Annotated in this window: 15 protein-coding genes; 5 read left to right on the plus strand and 10 right to left on the minus strand. The window is 73.4% G+C overall.

The window, feature by feature from the left end:
• The first annotated feature begins 131 nt into the window (after positions 1 to 131).
• The 4 genes from OG432_RS17890 to OG432_RS17905 all read left to right on the plus strand — a co-directional run bounded on the left by OG432_RS17890 (position 132) and on the right by OG432_RS17905 (position 3927).
• A complete protein-coding gene (locus tag OG432_RS17890) occupies positions 132 to 1283 on the plus strand; it encodes an NAD(P)/FAD-dependent oxidoreductase (protein WP_328311951.1) in 1152 nt (383 codons plus the stop codon).
• A 63-nt stretch (positions 1284 to 1346) separates the two neighbouring features.
• Entirely contained in the window at positions 1347 to 1661 is a 315-nt protein-coding gene (locus tag OG432_RS17895) for a (2Fe-2S)-binding protein (protein ID WP_328315141.1), read from the plus strand.
• Entirely contained in the window at positions 1642 to 3123 is a 1482-nt protein-coding gene (locus OG432_RS17900; protein ID WP_328311952.1) for an NAD(P)/FAD-dependent oxidoreductase, read from the plus strand. The genes OG432_RS17895 and OG432_RS17900 overlap by 20 nt, the downstream gene beginning before the upstream one ends.
• A gap of 99 nt (positions 3124 to 3222) precedes the next feature.
• On the plus strand, positions 3223 to 3927 hold the full coding sequence (locus OG432_RS17905) for a GntR family transcriptional regulator (protein ID WP_328311953.1): 705 nt from the start codon (positions 3223 to 3225) through the stop codon (positions 3925 to 3927).
• A gap of 192 nt (positions 3928 to 4119) precedes the next feature.
• Here OG432_RS17905 and OG432_RS17910 read toward each other — a convergent pair whose 3' ends face one another.
• From OG432_RS17910 to OG432_RS17920, 3 genes are all read right to left on the minus strand, one after another.
• Positions 4120 to 4446 carry a MerR family transcriptional regulator gene (locus OG432_RS17910; protein WP_328311954.1) on the minus strand — a complete coding sequence of 109 codons (327 nt, stop codon included), beginning with the start codon at positions 4444 to 4446 and terminating at the stop codon, positions 4120 to 4122.
• A gap of 166 nt (positions 4447 to 4612) precedes the next feature.
• A complete protein-coding gene (locus tag OG432_RS17915) occupies positions 4613 to 4921 on the minus strand; it encodes an SCO5918 family protein (RefSeq protein ID WP_328311955.1) in 309 nt (102 codons plus the stop codon).
• Positions 4922 to 5155: 234 nt separating this feature from the next.
• Positions 5156 to 5359, minus strand: coding sequence for a cold-shock protein (locus OG432_RS17920; RefSeq protein WP_267058905.1), 204 nt, complete (start codon positions 5357 to 5359; stop codon positions 5156 to 5158).
• Positions 5360 to 5690: 331 nt separating this feature from the next.
• On the opposite strand from OG432_RS17920, the gene OG432_RS17925 reads away from it, so the two are divergent.
• On the plus strand, positions 5691 to 8849 hold the full coding sequence (locus tag OG432_RS17925; protein WP_328311956.1) for an ATP-binding protein: 3159 nt from the start codon (positions 5691 to 5693) through the stop codon (positions 8847 to 8849).
• On the opposite strand, the gene OG432_RS17930 is transcribed toward OG432_RS17925, so the two are convergent.
• The 7 genes from OG432_RS17930 to OG432_RS17960 form a co-directional block, all read right to left on the minus strand.
• A complete protein-coding gene (locus OG432_RS17930) occupies positions 8827 to 9621 on the minus strand; it encodes an ABC transporter permease (protein WP_328311957.1) in 795 nt (264 codons plus the stop codon). The genes OG432_RS17925 and OG432_RS17930 overlap by 23 nt on opposite strands.
• The gene (locus tag OG432_RS17935; protein ID WP_328311958.1) at positions 9618 to 10628 is read right to left on the minus strand and encodes an ATP-binding cassette domain-containing protein; all 1011 of its coding nucleotides are present in this window, start codon (positions 10626 to 10628) and stop codon (positions 9618 to 9620) included. Before OG432_RS17935 ends, OG432_RS17930 begins: the two co-directional genes overlap by 4 nt.
• A 432-nt stretch (positions 10629 to 11060) precedes the next feature.
• Positions 11061 to 11480 (minus strand): TOBE domain-containing protein, encoded by a 420-nt coding sequence (locus OG432_RS17940; RefSeq protein WP_328311959.1) that lies wholly within the window; start codon positions 11478 to 11480, stop codon positions 11061 to 11063.
• 171 nt (positions 11481 to 11651) lie between these two features.
• On the minus strand, positions 11652 to 12758 hold the full coding sequence (gene menC, locus OG432_RS17945) for an o-succinylbenzoate synthase (protein ID WP_328315142.1): 1107 nt from the start codon (positions 12756 to 12758) through the stop codon (positions 11652 to 11654).
• A gap of 2 nt (positions 12759 to 12760) precedes the next feature.
• Entirely contained in the window at positions 12761 to 13570 is an 810-nt protein-coding gene (locus OG432_RS17950; RefSeq protein WP_328311960.1) for a GNAT family N-acetyltransferase, read from the minus strand.
• Positions 13567 to 14649: a M20 family metallopeptidase gene (locus OG432_RS17955; protein WP_328315143.1), complete on the minus strand. Its 1083-nt coding sequence runs from the start codon at positions 14647 to 14649 to the stop codon at positions 13567 to 13569. The genes OG432_RS17950 and OG432_RS17955 overlap by 4 nt, the downstream gene beginning before the upstream one ends.
• A gap of 187 nt (positions 14650 to 14836) precedes the next feature.
• Positions 14837 to 16483 carry a PucR family transcriptional regulator gene (locus OG432_RS17960; protein WP_328311961.1) on the minus strand — a complete coding sequence of 549 codons (1647 nt, stop codon included), beginning with the start codon at positions 16481 to 16483 and terminating at the stop codon, positions 14837 to 14839.
• Positions 16484 to 16763: the final 280 nt, after the last annotated feature.

Consider the following 16763-nt stretch of genomic DNA (forward strand, 5'->3'; position numbering starts at 1 on the left):
CGCCCGAGTCCACCTGGGGGGCGGCGCGAGTCCACCTGAGCGCGCCCGAGCCCGTCCGAAGCTGAGCCCGCCCGAGGCCGAGTACGCCCCTTGGCAACACCAGTGCCATGTGAAATATTACTGACGTGCCCATGAGATCCATGAGAAACACCGCGGATGTCATCGTGGTGGGCGCGGGGGTCGTGGGGGCCGCCTGCGCCTACTACGCGACCCGCGCCGGTCTGCGGGTCACCGTCCTCGACCGGGGCGCGGTGGCCGGCGGAACGACGGGGTCGGGGGAGGGCAACCTCCTCGTCTCCGACAAGGAGCCCGGCCCCGAGCTCGAACTCGCCCTGCTCTCCACCCAGTTGTGGCAGGAGCTCGCCGAGCTGCTCCCGTCGGCGATCGAGTACGAGGCCAAGGGCGGTCTCGTCGTCGCCCGGGACGAGACGGGAATGGGCGCGCTGCGCGCGTTCGCCGCGGGCCAGTCGAAGGCGGGCGTCACCACGCACGAGGTCGCGGGCGACCGGCTGCACGATCTGGAGCCGCATCTGGCGCCGGGTCTCGCAGGGGGCTTCCATTATCCGCAGGACGCCCAGGTCATGCCCGCCCTCGCCGCCGCCCATCTGCTGCGCGCCTCGGGCGCCGAGGTCCGGCTCGGCCAGGAGGTCACCGCCCTGCTCACCGGCCCCGACGGCGCGGTACGCGGAGTGCGGACCTCCTCCGAGGTGCTGTACGCGCCGCACGTCGTGAACGCCGCCGGCACCTGGGGCGGCGAACTCGCCCGCCTGGCCGGGGCGTTCCTGCCGGTGCTGCCCCGGCGCGGCTTCGTCCTGGTCACCGAGCCGCTGCCGCGCGTGGTGCGGCACAAGGTGTATGCGGCGGACTACGTCGCCGACGTGGCCAGCGACTCCGCCGCGCTCCAGACCTCCCCCGTGGTCGAGGGCACCCCGGCGGGGCCGGTCCTCATCGGGGCGAGCCGGGAGCGGGTCGGCTTCGACCGCACCCTGTCCGTTGACGCGATCACCCGCCTCGCGGCGGGGGCGGCCGGGCTCTTCCCGGTCCTGGCCGGGGTGCGGGTGCTGCGTACGTACGCGGGCTTCCGGCCCTATCTGCCGGACCACCTCCCGGCCGTCGGAGCCGACCCGCGGGTGCCGGGCCTTTCGCACGCGTGCGGGCACGAGGGGGCGGGGATCGGGCTTGCCCCGGCTACGGGGTGGCTCATCGCGGAAGGCCTGTTCGGGGCGGAACTCCCCGCGTACGCAGGGGCTTTCGACCCGGGGCGGTTCGATGACGGCGCCTGATGCGTGGCCGGCCTTCGGTTCGGCCTTCGGTTCGGCCTTCGGTTCGAGGAGAGGAGATCCGTGGTGGCGCGAAGCCCCAGGGAGCTGGCCGGGGCGCGCCCCGGGCCGGCGTTCGAGATCACGGTCGACGGGCGCGCCGTGTCCGCGCTGCCCGGCCAGTCGGTCGCCGCGGCGCTGTGGGGGGCGGGAATCCTGACCTGGCGCACCACGCGTGTCGGGGCCCGGCCCCGGGGAGCGTTCTGCGGGATCGGCCAGTGTTACGACTGCCTCGCGACGGTCAACGGCGTGCCCAACCGGCGGGCCTGCCTGGTGCCCGCGGCGCCCGGCGACGCGATCACCACACAGGAGGGGGAGGGGCATGCGGGATGTGCCGTCTGAAGCGGTCGTTGGTCCCTTCGGCCCGGCGCAGGCGCACGACGCCGCCCCGCAGACGTACGACCTCGCCGTCGTCGGGGGCGGTCCCGCCGGTCTCGCGGGAGCCGTCGTCGCGGCCGAACTCGGCCTACGCGTAGCCCTGTTGGATCTCGCCGAGCAGATCGGCGGCCAGTTCTACCGGCAGCCCGCGGCGGGCCTCGGGGCCCGCCGCCCCGAGGCGCTGCACCACGACTGGGACGTCTTCGCCGACCTGCGCGAACGGCTGGCGGCGAGCGGTGTCACACATCTCGCGGGTCACCACGTCTGGGCGGTCGAGCGGCACGGCGACACCCGGTGGAGCGTGCACGCCGTCACCGGCGCCGACGGCGACGGCGAGCGGCCCGTCCGGGTGCGGGCGCGTGCCGTGCTGCTCGCGACCGGCGCGTACGAGCGCCAACTCCCTTTCCCGGGCTGGACGTTGCCGGGTGTGATCGGGGCGGGCGGCGCGCAGGCCATGCTCAAGGCCGGGCTCGTGCTGCCGGGGAAGCGGGTCGTCGTCGCGGGGAGCGGGCCGCTGCTCCTGGCGGTCGCCTCCTCGCTCGCCGCGGCCGGCGCCGACGTCCCGGCGGTGATCGAGGCGTCCGGCTACCTCGGGTACGCCCGCAGGCCCGGCGCGGTCGCCGCCAACCCCCACAAGCTGGCCGAGGCCGCGGTGCACGGCGCGGCGCTGCTTCGCCACCGGGTGGTCCCGCGCACCCGCAGTGCGGTGATCGCGGTGCACGGCGCCGAGCGCGTCGAGGCGGTCACCGTCGCCCGGCTCGACCCGCGCTGGCGCCCGGTGCCCGGTACGGGCCGCGAGATCGCCTGCGACGCGCTGGCCGTCGGCCACGGCCTGGTCCCGGCGATCGACCTGGCCACCACCCTCGGCTGCGCCACCCGCCGCACCCCCGACGGCGCCCTCGCCCTCGCGCTCGACCGCCGCCAGGAGACGTCCGTGCGGGGTCTGTGGGCGGCGGGCGAGCCTGGCGGTGTGGGGGGCGCGCAACTGGCTTGTGTGGAAGGGGAGTTGGCGGCCATGGCGGTGGCGGCCCGGCTGGGGCGTCACCCCGGGCCCGGCACGCGCGTACGGCGGTTGCGCGGGCGGCGCGCGCGTCTGCGCGCCTTCGCCGAGGCCATGGCGGCCGCACACGCCCCCGGTCCCGGCTGGCTCGACTGGTTGCGCGACGACACCGAGGTGTGCCGCTGCGAGGAGGTGACCGCGGGCCGGATCCGCGAGGCCGTCGAGGAATACGGCGCCCGCGACGCCCGTACGGTGAAGCTGCTCACCCGGGCCGGCATGGGCTGGTGCCAGGGGCGCACGTGCGGCACGGCGGTGTCCTGCCTCGCGGGCGGGGCCGAACCTCCGGCGGAACGACGCCCGTTGGGGGCGCCCGTGCCGCTCGCGGCGCTGGCCGGGGGCGACGGTCGGGACGGATTGCCGGGGTGAGCGCGTAGCCGTGTGCCCGGCGTACGGCGTGCATCGTGGCCGGGCCGAAAAGCAACGTGACATTGTACTCTGGGTCTCCGCTCGGTACGGAGGAACAGCATGGGGCACCTGAAGCAGAGCACGGTCATCACCACCACCGAGCGGCTGCGCGACCAGGTGGCCCACGCGTTGCGCGCGGCGTTGATCTCCGGCGAACTGCGCCCCGGCCAGGTCTATTCGGCGCCCGGCCTCGCCGAGGACTTCGGGATCTCCGCGACCCCGGTGCGCGAAGCGATGCTCGACCTCGCGCGGGAGGGGCTTGTGGAGCCCGTGCGCAACAAGGGGTTCCGGGTCACCGAGGTCAACGAACGCGACCTCGACCAGTACACCGAGATCCGGGCGCTGATCGAGGTCCCCATGATCGGCCGGATCACGCGCAGTGCGGACCGCGCCGACCTGGAGGCGCTGCGGCCGGTCGCCGAGGAGATCGTGCGCGCCGCCCGCGACCACGACCTCATCGGCTACCTGGAGGCCGACCGCCGCTTCCACCTCTCCCTGCTCGCGCTGTCCGGGAACGAGCGGCTGGTCGAGACGGTCGGCGACCTGCGCAAGCGCTCCCGCCTGTACGGTCTGACCGCGCTCGACCAGCGCGACGAGCTGATCCCCTCCGCACAGGAGCACATCGAACTGCTCGACCTCATGCTGGCCGGGGAGGCTCGGGCCGCCGAGAAGTGCATGACGCGCCACCTCGGCCATGTCCGCTCCCTATGGGCCAGGAGCGAGGCGGCCGCACCCCAAGGCCTTGGGGCCACGGGGACCCCATGACCGGCTGCCCGTGCCCGTGCGGGCCGGCACCGGGCAGTCAAGGGGCGCGGGGAACTGCGCGGGACGCGGGCACGGTCCGCACCCGAAGGCGGGGTCAGGGGCGCGGGGAACTGCGCGAGCGACCACGCACGGTCCGCGGACGAACTCGGGGTTTCAAGGGGCGCGGGGAACTGCGCGGGACGTGGGCGCGGGTCACGGCGCGTCGTCCTTCGCCGCCCGGTACTCCGCGTTGAGCCGCTGCGCCTCCTCCAGCTGATCCTCAAGGATCACGATGCGGCAGGCCGCCTCGACCGGCGTGCCCTGGTCGACGAGTTCGCGGGCGCGCGCGGCGATCCGCAGCTGGTAGCGGGAGTAGCGGCGATGCCCTCCCTCCGACCGCAGCGGCGTGATCAGCCGCGCCTCGCCGAGTGCCCGCAGAAACGCCGGACTCGCGCCGATCAGTTCGGCGGCCCGGCCCATCGTGTAGGCGGGGTAGTCGTCGTCGTCCAGCCGGCCGGTCAGGGGGCTATCCGCTGTCATGTCACCTCTTTGTGCAACGCCTCGTGGCGGCCCGGGTGCGACACAGCACCCAGGCCCCGAAGAATTCAACACCATCGGGCGGCCCGGCAACGGCGACGAGGGCCCCGCCGGTGTCGGCGGGGCCCTCGTGGTGGTGCGGTGCGGGCGGATCGCCCGGTGCGGTCGGCTACGCGAGCGCGGACACGCCGAGCAGCGCGGACGCCGTCTCCAGCGGGGTCAACGCGCGCACGGGCTCCGGCTCGGGCAGCGCCTGGCAGGTGAAGCCGAGGCGGGTCATCGCCCGGCTCACTTCCTGCGCGCTGAAGTCGCGGCGGTCCTGACGGGTGATGACCTCGCCCACCTGCTTCACCGGGTAGTGGCGGCGGCCGATGAGGACGGACTCACCCACAATGGGCTCGGGCTTGATGCCCTTCATGGAGGCCACCACCCCGCTCTTGGTCAGATCGAACGGGAAGCGGGCGATGACGCAGCGCATGATGCCTCACAGGGAGCGAAGGAAAGGAATTCCCAGGGAAACGAACGGCATGGGAAATCGCGAGGGAAAGCGAGTGGTCCCGTTGGTCGTACGTGCAGGCGCATCGCATCACGCTTGAATTCGCTGAGCGATGGTGCGGTGGGAGAAAAGGAGCCGGCGGGAGCCGCCCGGAAATGCGACGAGCCGGGGCTCGCACCCCAAGGTGCGGGCCCCGGCTCGGAAGTGCGCGTCGCGTCAGGCGGGAACGATGTTCTCGGCCGTCGGGCCCTTCTGGCCCTGCGCGATGTCGAAGTTCACCTTCTGGCCTTCCAGGAGCTCGCGGAAGCCCTGGGCGGCGATGTTCGAGTAGTGGGCGAACACGTCCGGGCCGCCACCCTCCTGCTCGATGAAGCCGAAGCCCTTTTCTGCGTTGAACCACTTCACGGTACCGGCAGCCATGTCTGTCTCCTTCGGGGCATTTCCCGGAACCCACACCGTGCGGGCTCCGCGTCACTGCGATGATTACCCCGCCCGGAGAAATGAATGACCGGGACATACAAAAGAGCACCCGTCGGCACAGAGGCCGGTACGGTCGCCCGAAGTTTTGGGAACCACAACTGCAACTGATATTGACCTTAGCACGGCATCTCGTGAGGGCGCGGTAAATAATTCCTTTCCGCCGGTCGCGCAAGAAATCCTTACGGGGCGTCGCTTCGATTTCTCTCGCGGCGGACACAGATATTTTTGACCATCTGGGTACGCGGGGCGCCGCGCTGACTACGCTGCACGGGTGACCACCGAGTTGACCTTGCTGACGCGCGTCGCCTACCGGGGCCAGGAAGTGACCGCGCCGCGACTGCGCGGGCTCCTCGCGCTGCTCGCCGAAGACCTGCGGGCCGGATGCAGTACCGGCCGGCTCGTGGAGGGGCTGTGGACCGAGGAGCTGCCCGAGCGGCCGGGCAAGGCGGTGCAAGTACTGGTGTCGCGGGTGCGGGCGCAGCTCGGGTCCGAGGTCATCGCCAGCACCCCGGCCGGCTACCGCCTCGCCCTCGCCGACGACCAGGTGGACAGCTCGGCGCTGCTGCTGCACGCGGCGGCGAGCGAGGCACGGGCCGGGGCCGGCGAACACGAGGAGGCGCTCGCCGAGGCCGAGGCCGGGCTCGCCCTGTGGGACGGGGCCGTGGACAGCGCCGCCGGCGAGGACCTGCACGACCCGGTCGCCGCGCTGCGCCTGGCGCGCTCCGCCGCGCACGCCGGACTCGAACGGTCACGGGCGCTCGCGCTGGCCCGGCTCGGGCGGCGCGCCGACGCGCTGCGCCCCCTGGCCCGGCTCGCCCGCGAACTGCCCCGCGACGAGGAGGTCCTCGCGGAGCTGCTGCGCTGCGAGGCGGCCACCACGGGGCCCGCCGCGGCCCTCACCCGGTTCGACACCTACCGGCGCGCCCTGCGGGACGAACTCGGCGCCGACCCCGGCGGCGAACTCACCTCCGTACACCAGGAGTTGCTGCGCGGCGAGGCGCCGCTCGTGCGTCACGGTGTGCTGCACGAGCCCAATCCGCTGCTCGGCCGGGACGACGACGTGGCCGCCCTCACCCGGCTGTTGCGCACCGCGCGGGTCGCCACCGTCGTCGGGCCCGGCGGCCTCGGCAAGACGCGGCTCGCCCACGCGGTGGGGCGCGAGGCGGAGCAGCGCGTGGTGCACTTCGTCCCCCTGGCCGGTGTCACCTCCGACGACGACGTGGTCACCGAGGTGGCCTCGGTGCTCGGCGCGGGCCCGGTGCGCGGCCTGCCGGGCCCCGCCGGTCTCGTCGCCGGCATCGCGGGCGCGCTCGGCCCCGGCCCCGCGCTGCTCGTGCTCGACAACTGCGAGCACGTCATCGGCGGCGCCGCCGAACTCGTACGGGCCCTGGTGGCGCGCTCCAAGGAGCTGCGGGTGCTCGCCACCAGCCGGGCGCCGCTCGGTCTCACCTCCGAGTCGGTGTACGCGCTGTCCGAGCTCGGCCTCGTCTCGACCGTCGAGCTGTTCCGCCAGCGGGCCCGCGCCGCGCGGCCGGACGCGGAGCTCGAGGAGCGGGCCGTCCAGGAACTGTGCCGTCAGCTCGACGGGCTGCCGCTCGCGGTCGAGCTGGCCGCGGCCCGGGTACGGGTGCTGTCGGTGCCCGAGATCGCGCGGCGTCTGGGCGACCGGTTCGCGCTGCTGCGCGGCGGCGGCCGCGACGTGCCGGAGCGCCACCGCACCCTGCGGGCCGTCGTCGAGTGGAGCTGGAACCTCCTCGATGCCGACGCGCAGGCGGCGCTGCACGTCCTTTCGGTGTTCCCCGGCGGCTTCCGGGAGGACGCGGCCGAACACGTCCTCGGCGACGAAGCGCTGTTCCTCCTCGAACAGCTCGCCGACCAGTCGCTGATCAAGGCGGCCGACACCGCGTCCGGGGTGCGCTTCCACATGCTGGAGACGGTGCGGGAGTTCAGCGCGGCCCGCCGCGCGGAGGCCGGGCAGGAGGAGGCCGTCACCGACCGGTTCCTCGCCTGGGCGCGGGACTTCGGCCGGGGCCACCACGACGCCCTGTTCAGCCCCGACTCGCTGCGGTCCTGGGAGCTCACGCGGATCGAGCAGGACAATCTCTTCCTCGCTCTGCGCCACGCCCTCGCCCGCGACGACCGCCCCACCCTCGCGGGCCTGACCGCCGTGCTCGCCTCGCTGTGGGCCACCGACTCCAACTACAGCCGCCTCACCGGCCTGGCCGCCGACACCGCGGGGCCGCTCTCGCACTTCAGACCGGGGCCCGACGACATCGAGCCCGCCCGCAGTGCGGCCGTGGTGTGCACGCTGAGCCTGTTCATGGGCTACGGGCCGCACGCCGTACGGCAGTTGGTGACCCTGCGGCGGCTTCCGCCCGCCGAGCCCGACACCCTGATGCGGGCCCTCGACACGGTGCTGCGCGCCCTGCCCGAGGTGCACCCGCCGCACTACACGAGGCTGCGGGAGCTGTGCGAGTCCGGCACGCCGCTGCTCGCGGGGGTCGCCGAGTGCTTCGCCAGCTATGTGTGGGAGTACGAGCGTGATGTGGACCGCGCCCTGGAATCGGCCCGCCGGGCGCTGGACGCCCTGATCGCGCTGGGCAATCCGGCCACCGAGATGCTCGCCCACGGCCGGATCAGCGAGCTGTGCCTGCAGACCGAGCGGGGCGAGGAGGCGTACCGGCATCTGCTGGCGTCGATGGACGTCCTGGAGCGTACCGGCGACTGGGCCGACGCGGCCGGCTGGTACGACGCGGCGGGGGTGCGCTGGGCGCTGGTCCTGGCGTGTCTGCAGCGCGGCGAGATCGACGAGGCGGAGCGCTGGCTTGAGCTCGCGGCTCTGGAGAAGCCGCCGGAGCCGGCCCAGGTGTTCAGCGCGGAGCTCGGGTCGCGGGCGGAGATCGCCCTGCTCAGGGGGTTGACCGAGGTGGGGCTCGGGCTGTGGCGGCAGGCGGTGGCGCAGCTGCGGGAGGCCGATGCGCTGTACCCCGACGACCCGTTCGTGGGGACGTGGTCCATGCAGATCCAGTCGACGGCCGTGGCCGCCCACGCCCGGCACGGCCGGCTGGAGCTGGTGGCGGAGCAGGCCGGTGAACTGTGCGCCCGCACACAGGAGTTGCTGTCCCGCCCGCGCGAGGAGGGCAGTCCCGCCGAGCTGCCCGTGTCGGGCACGATGCTGCTCGCGATCGGCCTGGCGGAGCTCGCCCGGGGCAACACCTCGGGCGTACGGCTGCTCGCGCTCGCCGAGCGGATGCGGGTGCACCGGGACTTCCCGACGATGTCCGCGGCGCGGGCCCGGCAGTCCGCCGTGGACGCCGACGGGGCGGCGTACACCGACGCGGTGTCGGAGTACGCCGCCCTGGGGCGCGACGAGTTGGAGGGGGCCGCCGCGCTGGTGCTGCGCGGCATCAGCGCTGCGGGTCGCGGTTGAACTTGGCCTTCGACCAGAAGTAGCCGAGGACGGTGAGGCCGACGGCCCAGGCGATGGCGAGCCAGCCGTTGTTGCCGATCTCCGTGCCGAGCAGCAGGCCGCGCAGGGTCTCGATGGCCGGGGTGAACGGCTGGTACTGGGCGATCGGCTGGAACCAGCCCGGCATGGAGTGGAGCGGCACGAACGCGCTGGACAGCAGCGGCAGCAGGATCAGCGGCATCGCGTTGTTGCTGGCCGCTTCGGCGTTCGGGCTGATCAGGCCCATGCCGACGGCGATCCAGGTGAGGGAGAGGGCGAACAGCACGAGCAGTCCGAACGCCGCGAACCATTCGATGACGGTGGCATCGGTGGAACGGAAGCCGATGGCCACGCCGACGGCGCCGACGAACACCACGCTGAGGATCGACTGCAGCACGCTGCCGATGACATGTCCGACGATCACCGAACCGCGGTGGATGGCCATGGTGCGGAAGCGGGCGATGATGCCCTCGGTCATGTCGTTGGAGACGGAGATCGCGGTGCCGACGACGGTGGAGCCGATGGTCATCAGGAGCAGACCGGGGACGATGTAGGCGATGTACCGGGCGCGGTCGGGAGTGCCGCCGCCGATGCCCACGCTCATGGTGTCGCCGAAGATGTAGACGAAGAGCAGCAGCAGCATGATCGGCGTGAGCAGCAGGTTGAGGGTGAGCGAGGGGTAGCGCCTGGCGTGCAGCAGGTTGCGGCGCAGCATGGTCGAGGAGTCGCGCAGGGCGAGGGACAGAGAGCTCATCGGACGGTCTCCTTCTGGGTGGCGGCGGCCTGGGCGGCACCGGTGACGGGGTGGGCGGTGAGGGCGAAGAACACGTCGTCGAGGTCGGGGGTGTGCACGGTCAGCTCGTCGGCCTCGATGGCGGCGGCGTCGAGCCAGTCGAGGATGGCGCGCAGTTCGCGCTGGCTGCCGCCGCTCGGGATCTGCAGGGACAGCGACGCGTCGTCGCGGGTCGCCTCGCGCAGGCCGGCGGCCGCGTTCTCGTATGCCAGCGGGTCGGTGAAGCGGAGCCGGACGTGGCCGCCGGGTACGAGCCGCTTGAGTTCGCTCGCGGTGCCCTGGGCGACGAGCTTGCCGCCGTTCAACACGGCGATGCGGTCGGCGAGTTCGTCGGCCTCCTCCAGGTACTGCGTGGTGAGGAAGACGGTCACGCCGTCGGTGACGAGACCGCGGATGATGTTCCACATGGTGTGCCGGCTGCGCGGGTCGAGGCCCGTGGTCGGCTCGTCGAGGAAGATGATCCTGGGGCTGCCGACCAGGGTCATGGCGATGTCGAGCCGCCGGCGCATGCCGCCGGAGTAGGTGGAGGCGGGCTTCTTCGCCGCCTCGGTCAGGTCGAACCGTTCGAGCAGGTCGGCGGCGACCCTGCGGCCCTCGGGCCGGGGCAGGTGGTGCAGGTCCGCCATGAGGAGCATGTTCTCCTCGCCGGTGATCAGGTTGTCGACCGCCGAGAACTGGCCGGTGACCCCGATCGCGGCGCGCACCGCCTGGGCGTCGGAGGGCAGGTCGTGCCCGGCGATCCGGATCTCGCCGGCGTCGGCGCGGATCAGGGTGGAGAGGATCTGCACGGCGGTGGTCTTGCCCGCGCCGTTGGGTCCGAGGAGCGAGAAGACGGTGCCGGCCGGCACCTGCAGGTCGATGCCGTCGAGGACGGTCTTGTCGCCGTAGGCCTTGCGCAGTCCGGTGGCCGCGATGGCGAGCTCGGGGGTTGTTGGCGCCGTTGTCGTCGTGCCGGTCGTTGTCGTCATGCGGCAGAGCTTGGGGGGGAGTGGGTTCAGCGGGGTTTCAGGGTGGTTTCAGGGTGGGCCGCGGCTCGTGCCCCGGCGGGATCCGCGCCGTTCCCCGCGCCCCTGAAACTCTGCCTTCGGCTGCGGACCGTGCTCGCTTCTCGCGCCGTTCCCCGCGCCCCTGAAACTCTGCCTTCGGCTGCGGACCGTGCTCGCTTCTCGCGCCGTTCCCCGCGCCCCTGAAACCCTGCCTTCGGCTGCGGACCGTGCTCGCTTCTCGCGCAGTTCCCCGCGCCCCTGAAACTCTGCCTTCGTGTGCGGACCGTGCCCGCTTCTCGCGCAGTTCCCCGTGCCCCTTGCAGGTGACCCGGTGTGTCGAGCGGTCGCGCCCGTCGCGGCGGGGCACCCGGAGTCAACCGGCCGCCCGCCGCGGAGGCGGGTTCGCCGGGTGGGTCAGCGGGTGGCGAGGGAGATTTCGGTCGACTTGATCAGGGCCACTACGGACGTGCCCGCCGTGAGGGCGAGGTCGGCCACCGCGTCCTTCGTGATCGCCGCGGTCAGCTCGCCCCCCTCGATTCCGACCTTCACGGAGGCCATCGCCCCACCGGTGGCGACGTCGGCGACCGTGCCCGCGAGCTGGTTGCGGATGGACAGGCCCTGGACGGGGCCGGTGGCCAGCGAGACCTCGGTCGACTTGATGAGGGTCTTGACCGCGGAGCCCTCGGCGAGACCCAGCTCCTTGACGGCCTCAAGGGTGATCGCCGCGGTGATGTCCTGGCCGCCGTCGAGGCGTACCTTGACGGTCGCCATGACCTCGCCCGGGGTGACCGAGGTGACGGTGCCGGCGATCTGGTTGCGGATGCTCAGGCTCATGGAGAAACGCCTCACGTAGTGGTTCCGTTTTGTCAGGCTTTGGCCTGCGACCCTCCCCACGTTAGCGGTCGTGGACGCGGCCGCTCGGGACCGTGTCGCATGCGCCATCCACACGCCGCGCTACGGCTCGCAGGTGCCCCGAGGTTCCCCCCGGTCGGGGGACCGCGGGGATCACAGGGCGAGCCATTGCGTCGACGTGGTCACCTCGTCGAGGACGTCGGGCAGCGGCGCGACGCCCAGACCCGGGCCGGCCGGCACGGAGAGGTGTCCGTCGGCGAGGACGAACGGCTCGGTGATGTCGGTGGCGAAGTAGCGGCGGGAGGCGGAGGTGTCGCCGGGGAGGGTGAAGCCGGGGAGCGCCGCGAGGGCGACGTTGGCGGCGCGGCCGATGCCGGTCTCCAGCATGCCGCCGCACCAGACAGGGACGCCGTGCGCGCGGGCGAGGTCGTGGATGCGGCGGGCCTCCAGATAGCCGCCCACGCGGGCCGGCTTGATGTTGATGACCGAGCACGCGCCGAGCGAGATCGCGGCCGCCGCGTGCGCCGCCGACTCGATGGACTCGTCCAGGCAGATCGGCGTGCGCAGGAGCCGTGCGAGCTGCGCGTGCTGGACGAAGTCGTCGTTGGCCAGCGGCTGTTCGAGCAGCAGCAGGCCGAAGTCGTCGAGTTTGGCGAGGTGCTGGGCGTCGACCAGGGTGTAGGCCGCGTTGGCGTCGACCTGGAGCAGCAGGTCGTCCCCGAAGCGTTCGCGTACCGCGCGGACGGGTTCGACGTCCCAGCCGGGCTCGATCTTCAGCTTGATCCGCACATAGCCCTCGGCCACATAGCCCTCGACGGCGTCCAGGAGCTCGGGGACGGAGTCCATGATGCCCACCGAGACCCCGCACGGCACCCGGTCGCGCGCGGCGCCGAGAAAGGACCCGAACGAGTCGCCGGTGGCGCGCAGCTGGGCGTCGAGGACGGCGCTCTCCAGGGCGGACTTCGCCATGTGGTGCCCGGTGAAGGGTGCGAGTGCGCGGCCCACGGCGGCGGCGTCCGCCCCCTTCCTCGGCAGCGCGGGGACGAGGAACCTGCGCAGCACGTCCTGGGCCCCGTCGACGTACTCGGAGCAGTAGCGGGGTTCGGACATGGCGGCGCATTCGGCCCAGCCCTCCCCGTCCGCGGTGACGACCCGCACGAGCAGTACGTCGCGCGCCGTCTCGACGCCGAAGGACGTACGGAACGGCGCGACGAGCGGCATCGCGATCCGGCGCAGTTCGACGCCGGAGATCTTCGACATGGTCACGGGGTGCTCCTGGTGGGCGTGGCGGTGGGGCTGGGCGCGGGAGTGGTGCGGCGGACCACATAGCTGCGCCGGTCGTGGAGGCCGAGCACATGGGCGCCCTCGGCGAGTAGGCTGCCCAGCGAGCCACGTACGGCGTGCCGCCAGGCATGAGCGGCCGCGGTGTCGGTGCGGCGCAGCGCCTCGATGTCGTCGGGCAGGTCGATGAGAACGAACTCGGCGTCGGTGACGGCATGTTCGGGCCGGCCGTCGCGGTCGCGGACGGCGTGGGCGGCGCCGGCGGGCCGGGGGACACCGGCCTCGCCGTGGGCGGTCGGCGGGCCGGACAGGTCCCAGGCGGCGAGGACCCGGTCGGACTCGTCGCCGCCGTTGATGGCGTCGTCCATCGCACCGTAGAAGGAGCGCAGGTACTCCTCGGGGCGGGCGCCGAGTTTGGTGAGGTTGAAGTGGGCGTTGCGGCGGACGAGGGGGTCGTAGGTCCAGGTGATGCGTTTCAGGCCGCGGAGCAGCGCCCACTGGCGCTGATGCAGTTTGAGGGCGAGGCCCGCGCCCCGGCCGGGCAGCGCGCCCGTGATGTGGGAGTGCAGGGTGGTGCCCAGGGGTTCGCCGAAGAACGCGACGGACGCCCCCACGAGCCGGCCGCCGTCATAGGCGCCCGCCACATAGTTCCCGGCGTGGGACAGCGCGCGCATGATCTCCGCGGACATCGGCGCCTGGTCCGGTGAGGTGCCCCAGATGTCGGCGTACAGCAGGCTGACGGAGTCGAACTCCGCCGTGCTGTGCAGTTCGCGCACCTCGGGCCCGCTCACAGGAGCGCTCCGACCAGGTCGGCCAGGAACTGGGTGCGGGGCGCCATGGCGTCGGTCATCACATGTTCGTGGTCGGCGTGGGCGCCGTCGCCCACGGCGCCGAGCCCGTCGAGGGTGGGGCACCCCGCGCCGGCGGTGTAGTTGCCGTCGGACGCGCCGCCGACCGCCGCTTCCCCGAGGACGCCGAGCCCCGAGCGGGCGGCCACGTCGCGGGCGAGCGCGAACAGGTCGCGGGAGCTCTCGGCGTCCAGGGGCGGGCGGTTGGGCCCGCCGTCCACGACAAGACGGGCACCCGGGTGGCGGGGCGCGAGGGCACGCATCAGTTCGTCGACCGTCCGCTGCGCCGCCGGCGTGGGGACGCGTACGTCGACGCTGAGGTCCGCGCGCGCCGGAACGGTGTTGGTGGTGGTGCCGGCCGAGATGACGGTGGGGGTGATCGTGGTGCCGGGCCCTGTGCGGGAGGCGACCGTGGCGCTCATGTCCTCCAACGCGAGGAGGTGGTGGGCGAGTTCCGTGGCGGCGTTGACGCCCTTCTCGGGTTCGAGCCCGGCGTGGGCGGCGCGGCCGTGGACGGTGAGCTGGTAGTGGGAGACGCCCTTGCGGACGGTCTTGAGCGCGCCCCCGGCGGCCGACGCCTCCAGGACCAGCGCGGCGCGGCAGGCACGCGCCGTCTCCTCGATGAGTTCGCGCGAGCTGTCCGAGCCGACCTCCTCGTCGCCGGTGACCAGGACGCAGATCCCGTCGAGCGACGGCAGCAGGGCCAGCGCGTGGAACATCTGGATCAGGCCCGCCTTCATGTCGAAGACACCGGGCCCGCGGGCCACGCCCCGGTGGACCGAGAAGGGGCGCGTCGCGAGGGAGCCCATCGGCCACACCGTGTCGTGGTGGCCGAGCAGCAGGACGCGCGGGGTGCCGAAGCTCCATCGCAGATGGGTCACGCCGTCGTGCACCAGGGTCTGCGGCCGGGCCCCGAGCAGCCGGGCGCCCAGCCCGGCCACGACCTGCGCGCTGCGTGCCACGGCCGCGAGGTCGGCGGAGTACGACTCGCACGTCACGAGGGTTTCGAGGTCGCCGAGCATGGTGTCGAGGGAGGGCGGCGCGAGGCGGGACGAGGGGCGGCGGGACGCGGGGCGGGATGCGGGATCGGCCGACACGGGGGAGTCCTCCAGGGGTGGGTTACCGCCACGCTAAGCAGACCGCCACCGGCGGAGTTGGTGCGCGGGCCACGGCTTCGCGCGCGGATTCGTACCGCGGGACGAAGGGGCGTCAGACCTCGCCGTCGTACAGGCCCATCAGCCGCAGCTCCAGCATCGCGGCGAACCGCGCGGCCGGGTCGCCCAGATCGATCCGGCCGACTTCGGCGACCCGGCGGATCCGGTAGCGGAAGGTGTTGGGGTGGACGAACACGCCGGCCGACGCGGCGATCACATCGCCGAACGCGTCGAGCCACGCCCGCAGTGTCTCGACGAGGTGGGCGTTGTGGCGGGCGTCGTACGCCGCCAACTGGGCGATGCCCGGCGAGAGTTCGTCGCGGTTGGCGATCGCGAGGTCGCGCATCTCGATCAGGAGCGCGTCGATGTGGACGTCGCCGATCGCGGCGACCCGGCGGGGGGCGGAGCCGGCGAGCAGCACGCGCAGCGCGCGGTCCGCGTTGGTCCGTGAGCGGGCCAGGGCGGCGGGTTCGGGGGCGAGGGAGCCGATCCCGATGACGGCGCCGGTGCGGTCGCCGGTGCGCTCCAGGAAGTTCGACGCCACCTGGAGGGCACGTTCGCGCGCGGTCGCCGGGTCGTTCGCGACGGGGAAGAGCGCGTACGCCACGTCCCCGAGCAGCGCGACGGCGGAGCGCGGCCGCACCGCGGTGAGGTGGACGGCGAGCGCGCCGGCCAGGCGCTGGTGTTCGGCGGTGAGGCGGGCGTGGTCGGTGTCGGCGAGCGGTCGCAGGCCCAGCGCCATGACGAGCACGGGCCCGTCGGCGAGCCCGAGCCGGCCGAGCGCGGCGACGGCTCCTGATCCGCCTTCGAGGGCGGTGGTCACGAGGTCGGCGCGGAGCCGGTGCTCGGCGTCGGTGCCGGCGCGCAGGCGCAGCATGTGCAGGGCGACCAGCTTGGCGGCCTCCCGGAACGCCGCCTCCCGTTCGGGGGTGAGCGGCTCGCGCACCGCGGCCCAGACCGAGCCGAGGACCTCGTCCCCGGCCCGCACCGCGATCGCCGCCCGGGGCAGCGCGACCTCGTCGCCCAGCGTGGGCGGCGGGATGTGGACCGGCCGGTCGCTGCGGTACAGCTCCCTGAAGACGCCGTCCTCCTCGTGGATGCGCAGATAGCGTTCGGGCACCCGGCGGGCCAGGATGCTGGCCACGCGGGCCGCGTCCGCCTCGTCCTGGCGGCCGGAGAACGCCAGGATGCGGGAGCGCCGGTCCTCGATGGTGACGGGTGCGTCGAGGAGGGTGGCGATCGCGTTGGCCAGCGCGAACAGGTCGCCCGACGGCACCCCGCCGAGCGTCTGCCCGCCGGCCTCCCCGACATCGTCTTCGGCGAGCAACGTCCGCAGCATGGCGGCCAGTTGGGCCCAGGATGCGCCCCGGGTGAGGGCGAGCAGCGCGATGCCGGAGTCGGCGGCCGCCGCGGCCAGGGCGCCGTCGTCCTCGACGGGTCCGCGCACGACGAGCGCCGCGGCGCCCAGACGCCCGAGTTCGCCGAGCAGCCGGCGGATGCCGTCGACGCCGTGCACCCCGACCCCGAGCACGATGGCCCGCTCCGGACAGTGCTGCTCGTCGTGCGGATCGTGGATGGCGACACCGCCGAGCTCGGCCGTGGCCGCGGGATCGCCGTGCAGCAGATCGAGGAGGGTGGGTCCGAGATCTTCGAGCACCCGGCTCAGGCTCCGGGCGGGGTGCGTCGACATGTGCCTGATCATCTCCGCAGGTTAGGACCGGCGTGGCGGTATGCGTCCGTAGCCGCGTACGAGATTACGTCGCCGTCTCCGTATCCCGGAACGAACGCCTCCAAAGGCGGGGAGCGGGCTCGCGCCCCCGGCCCGGAAGGGTGCCCGCGTTGGCCGGAACCGAGCAGTCCGGCCGAGCCGACGGTGTCCGCACCGGCCCGCACGGAGGGGTCGAGGGGCGTGGGAAAGGGTGCGACCGGACCCCGCCGGACCCGCCCCCGAGGGCCGGAGCTCCCGAGTAGCCGTGACACAC

This window comes from Streptomyces sp. NBC_00442 (assembly GCF_036014195.1).
In the GTDB taxonomy this organism is placed as follows: Bacteria; Actinomycetota; Actinomycetes; order Streptomycetales; family Streptomycetaceae; genus Streptomyces.

What these genes read in the sequence shown, in the direction of transcription:
- OG432_RS17890 (WP_328311951.1), top strand. Translation starts at nt 132, where the DNA reads ATGAGATCCATGAGAAACACCGCGGATGTCATCGTGGTGGGCGCGGGG.
- OG432_RS17900 (WP_328311952.1), top strand. Translation starts at nt 1,642, where the DNA reads ATGCGGGATGTGCCGTCTGAAGCGGTCGTTGGTCCCTTCGGCCCGGCG.
- OG432_RS17905 (WP_328311953.1), top strand. Translation starts at nt 3,223, where the DNA reads ATGGGGCACCTGAAGCAGAGCACGGTCATCACCACCACCGAGCGGCTG.
- OG432_RS17910 (WP_328311954.1), bottom strand. Translation starts at nt 4,446, where the DNA reads ATGACAGCGGATAGCCCCCTGACCGGCCGGCTGGACGACGACGACTAC.
- OG432_RS17915 (WP_328311955.1), bottom strand. Translation starts at nt 4,921, where the DNA reads ATGCGCTGCGTCATCGCCCGCTTCCCGTTCGATCTGACCAAGAGCGGG.
- OG432_RS17920 (WP_267058905.1), bottom strand. Translation starts at nt 5,359, where the DNA reads ATGGCTGCCGGTACCGTGAAGTGGTTCAACGCAGAAAAGGGCTTCGGC.
- OG432_RS17930 (WP_328311957.1), bottom strand. Translation starts at nt 9,621, where the DNA reads ATGAGCTCTCTGTCCCTCGCCCTGCGCGACTCCTCGACCATGCTGCGC.
- OG432_RS17935 (WP_328311958.1), bottom strand. Translation starts at nt 10,628, where the DNA reads ATGACGACAACGACCGGCACGACGACAACGGCGCCAACAACCCCCGAG.
- OG432_RS17940 (WP_328311959.1), bottom strand. Translation starts at nt 11,480, where the DNA reads ATGAGCCTGAGCATCCGCAACCAGATCGCCGGCACCGTCACCTCGGTC.
- menC (WP_328315142.1), bottom strand. Translation starts at nt 12,758, where the DNA reads ATGTCGAAGATCTCCGGCGTCGAACTGCGCCGGATCGCGATGCCGCTC.
- OG432_RS17955 (WP_328315143.1), bottom strand. Translation starts at nt 14,649, where the DNA reads ATGCTCGGCGACCTCGAAACCCTCGTGACGTGCGAGTCGTACTCCGCC.
- OG432_RS17960 (WP_328311961.1), bottom strand. Translation starts at nt 16,483, where the DNA reads ATGATCAGGCACATGTCGACGCACCCCGCCCGGAGCCTGAGCCGGGTG.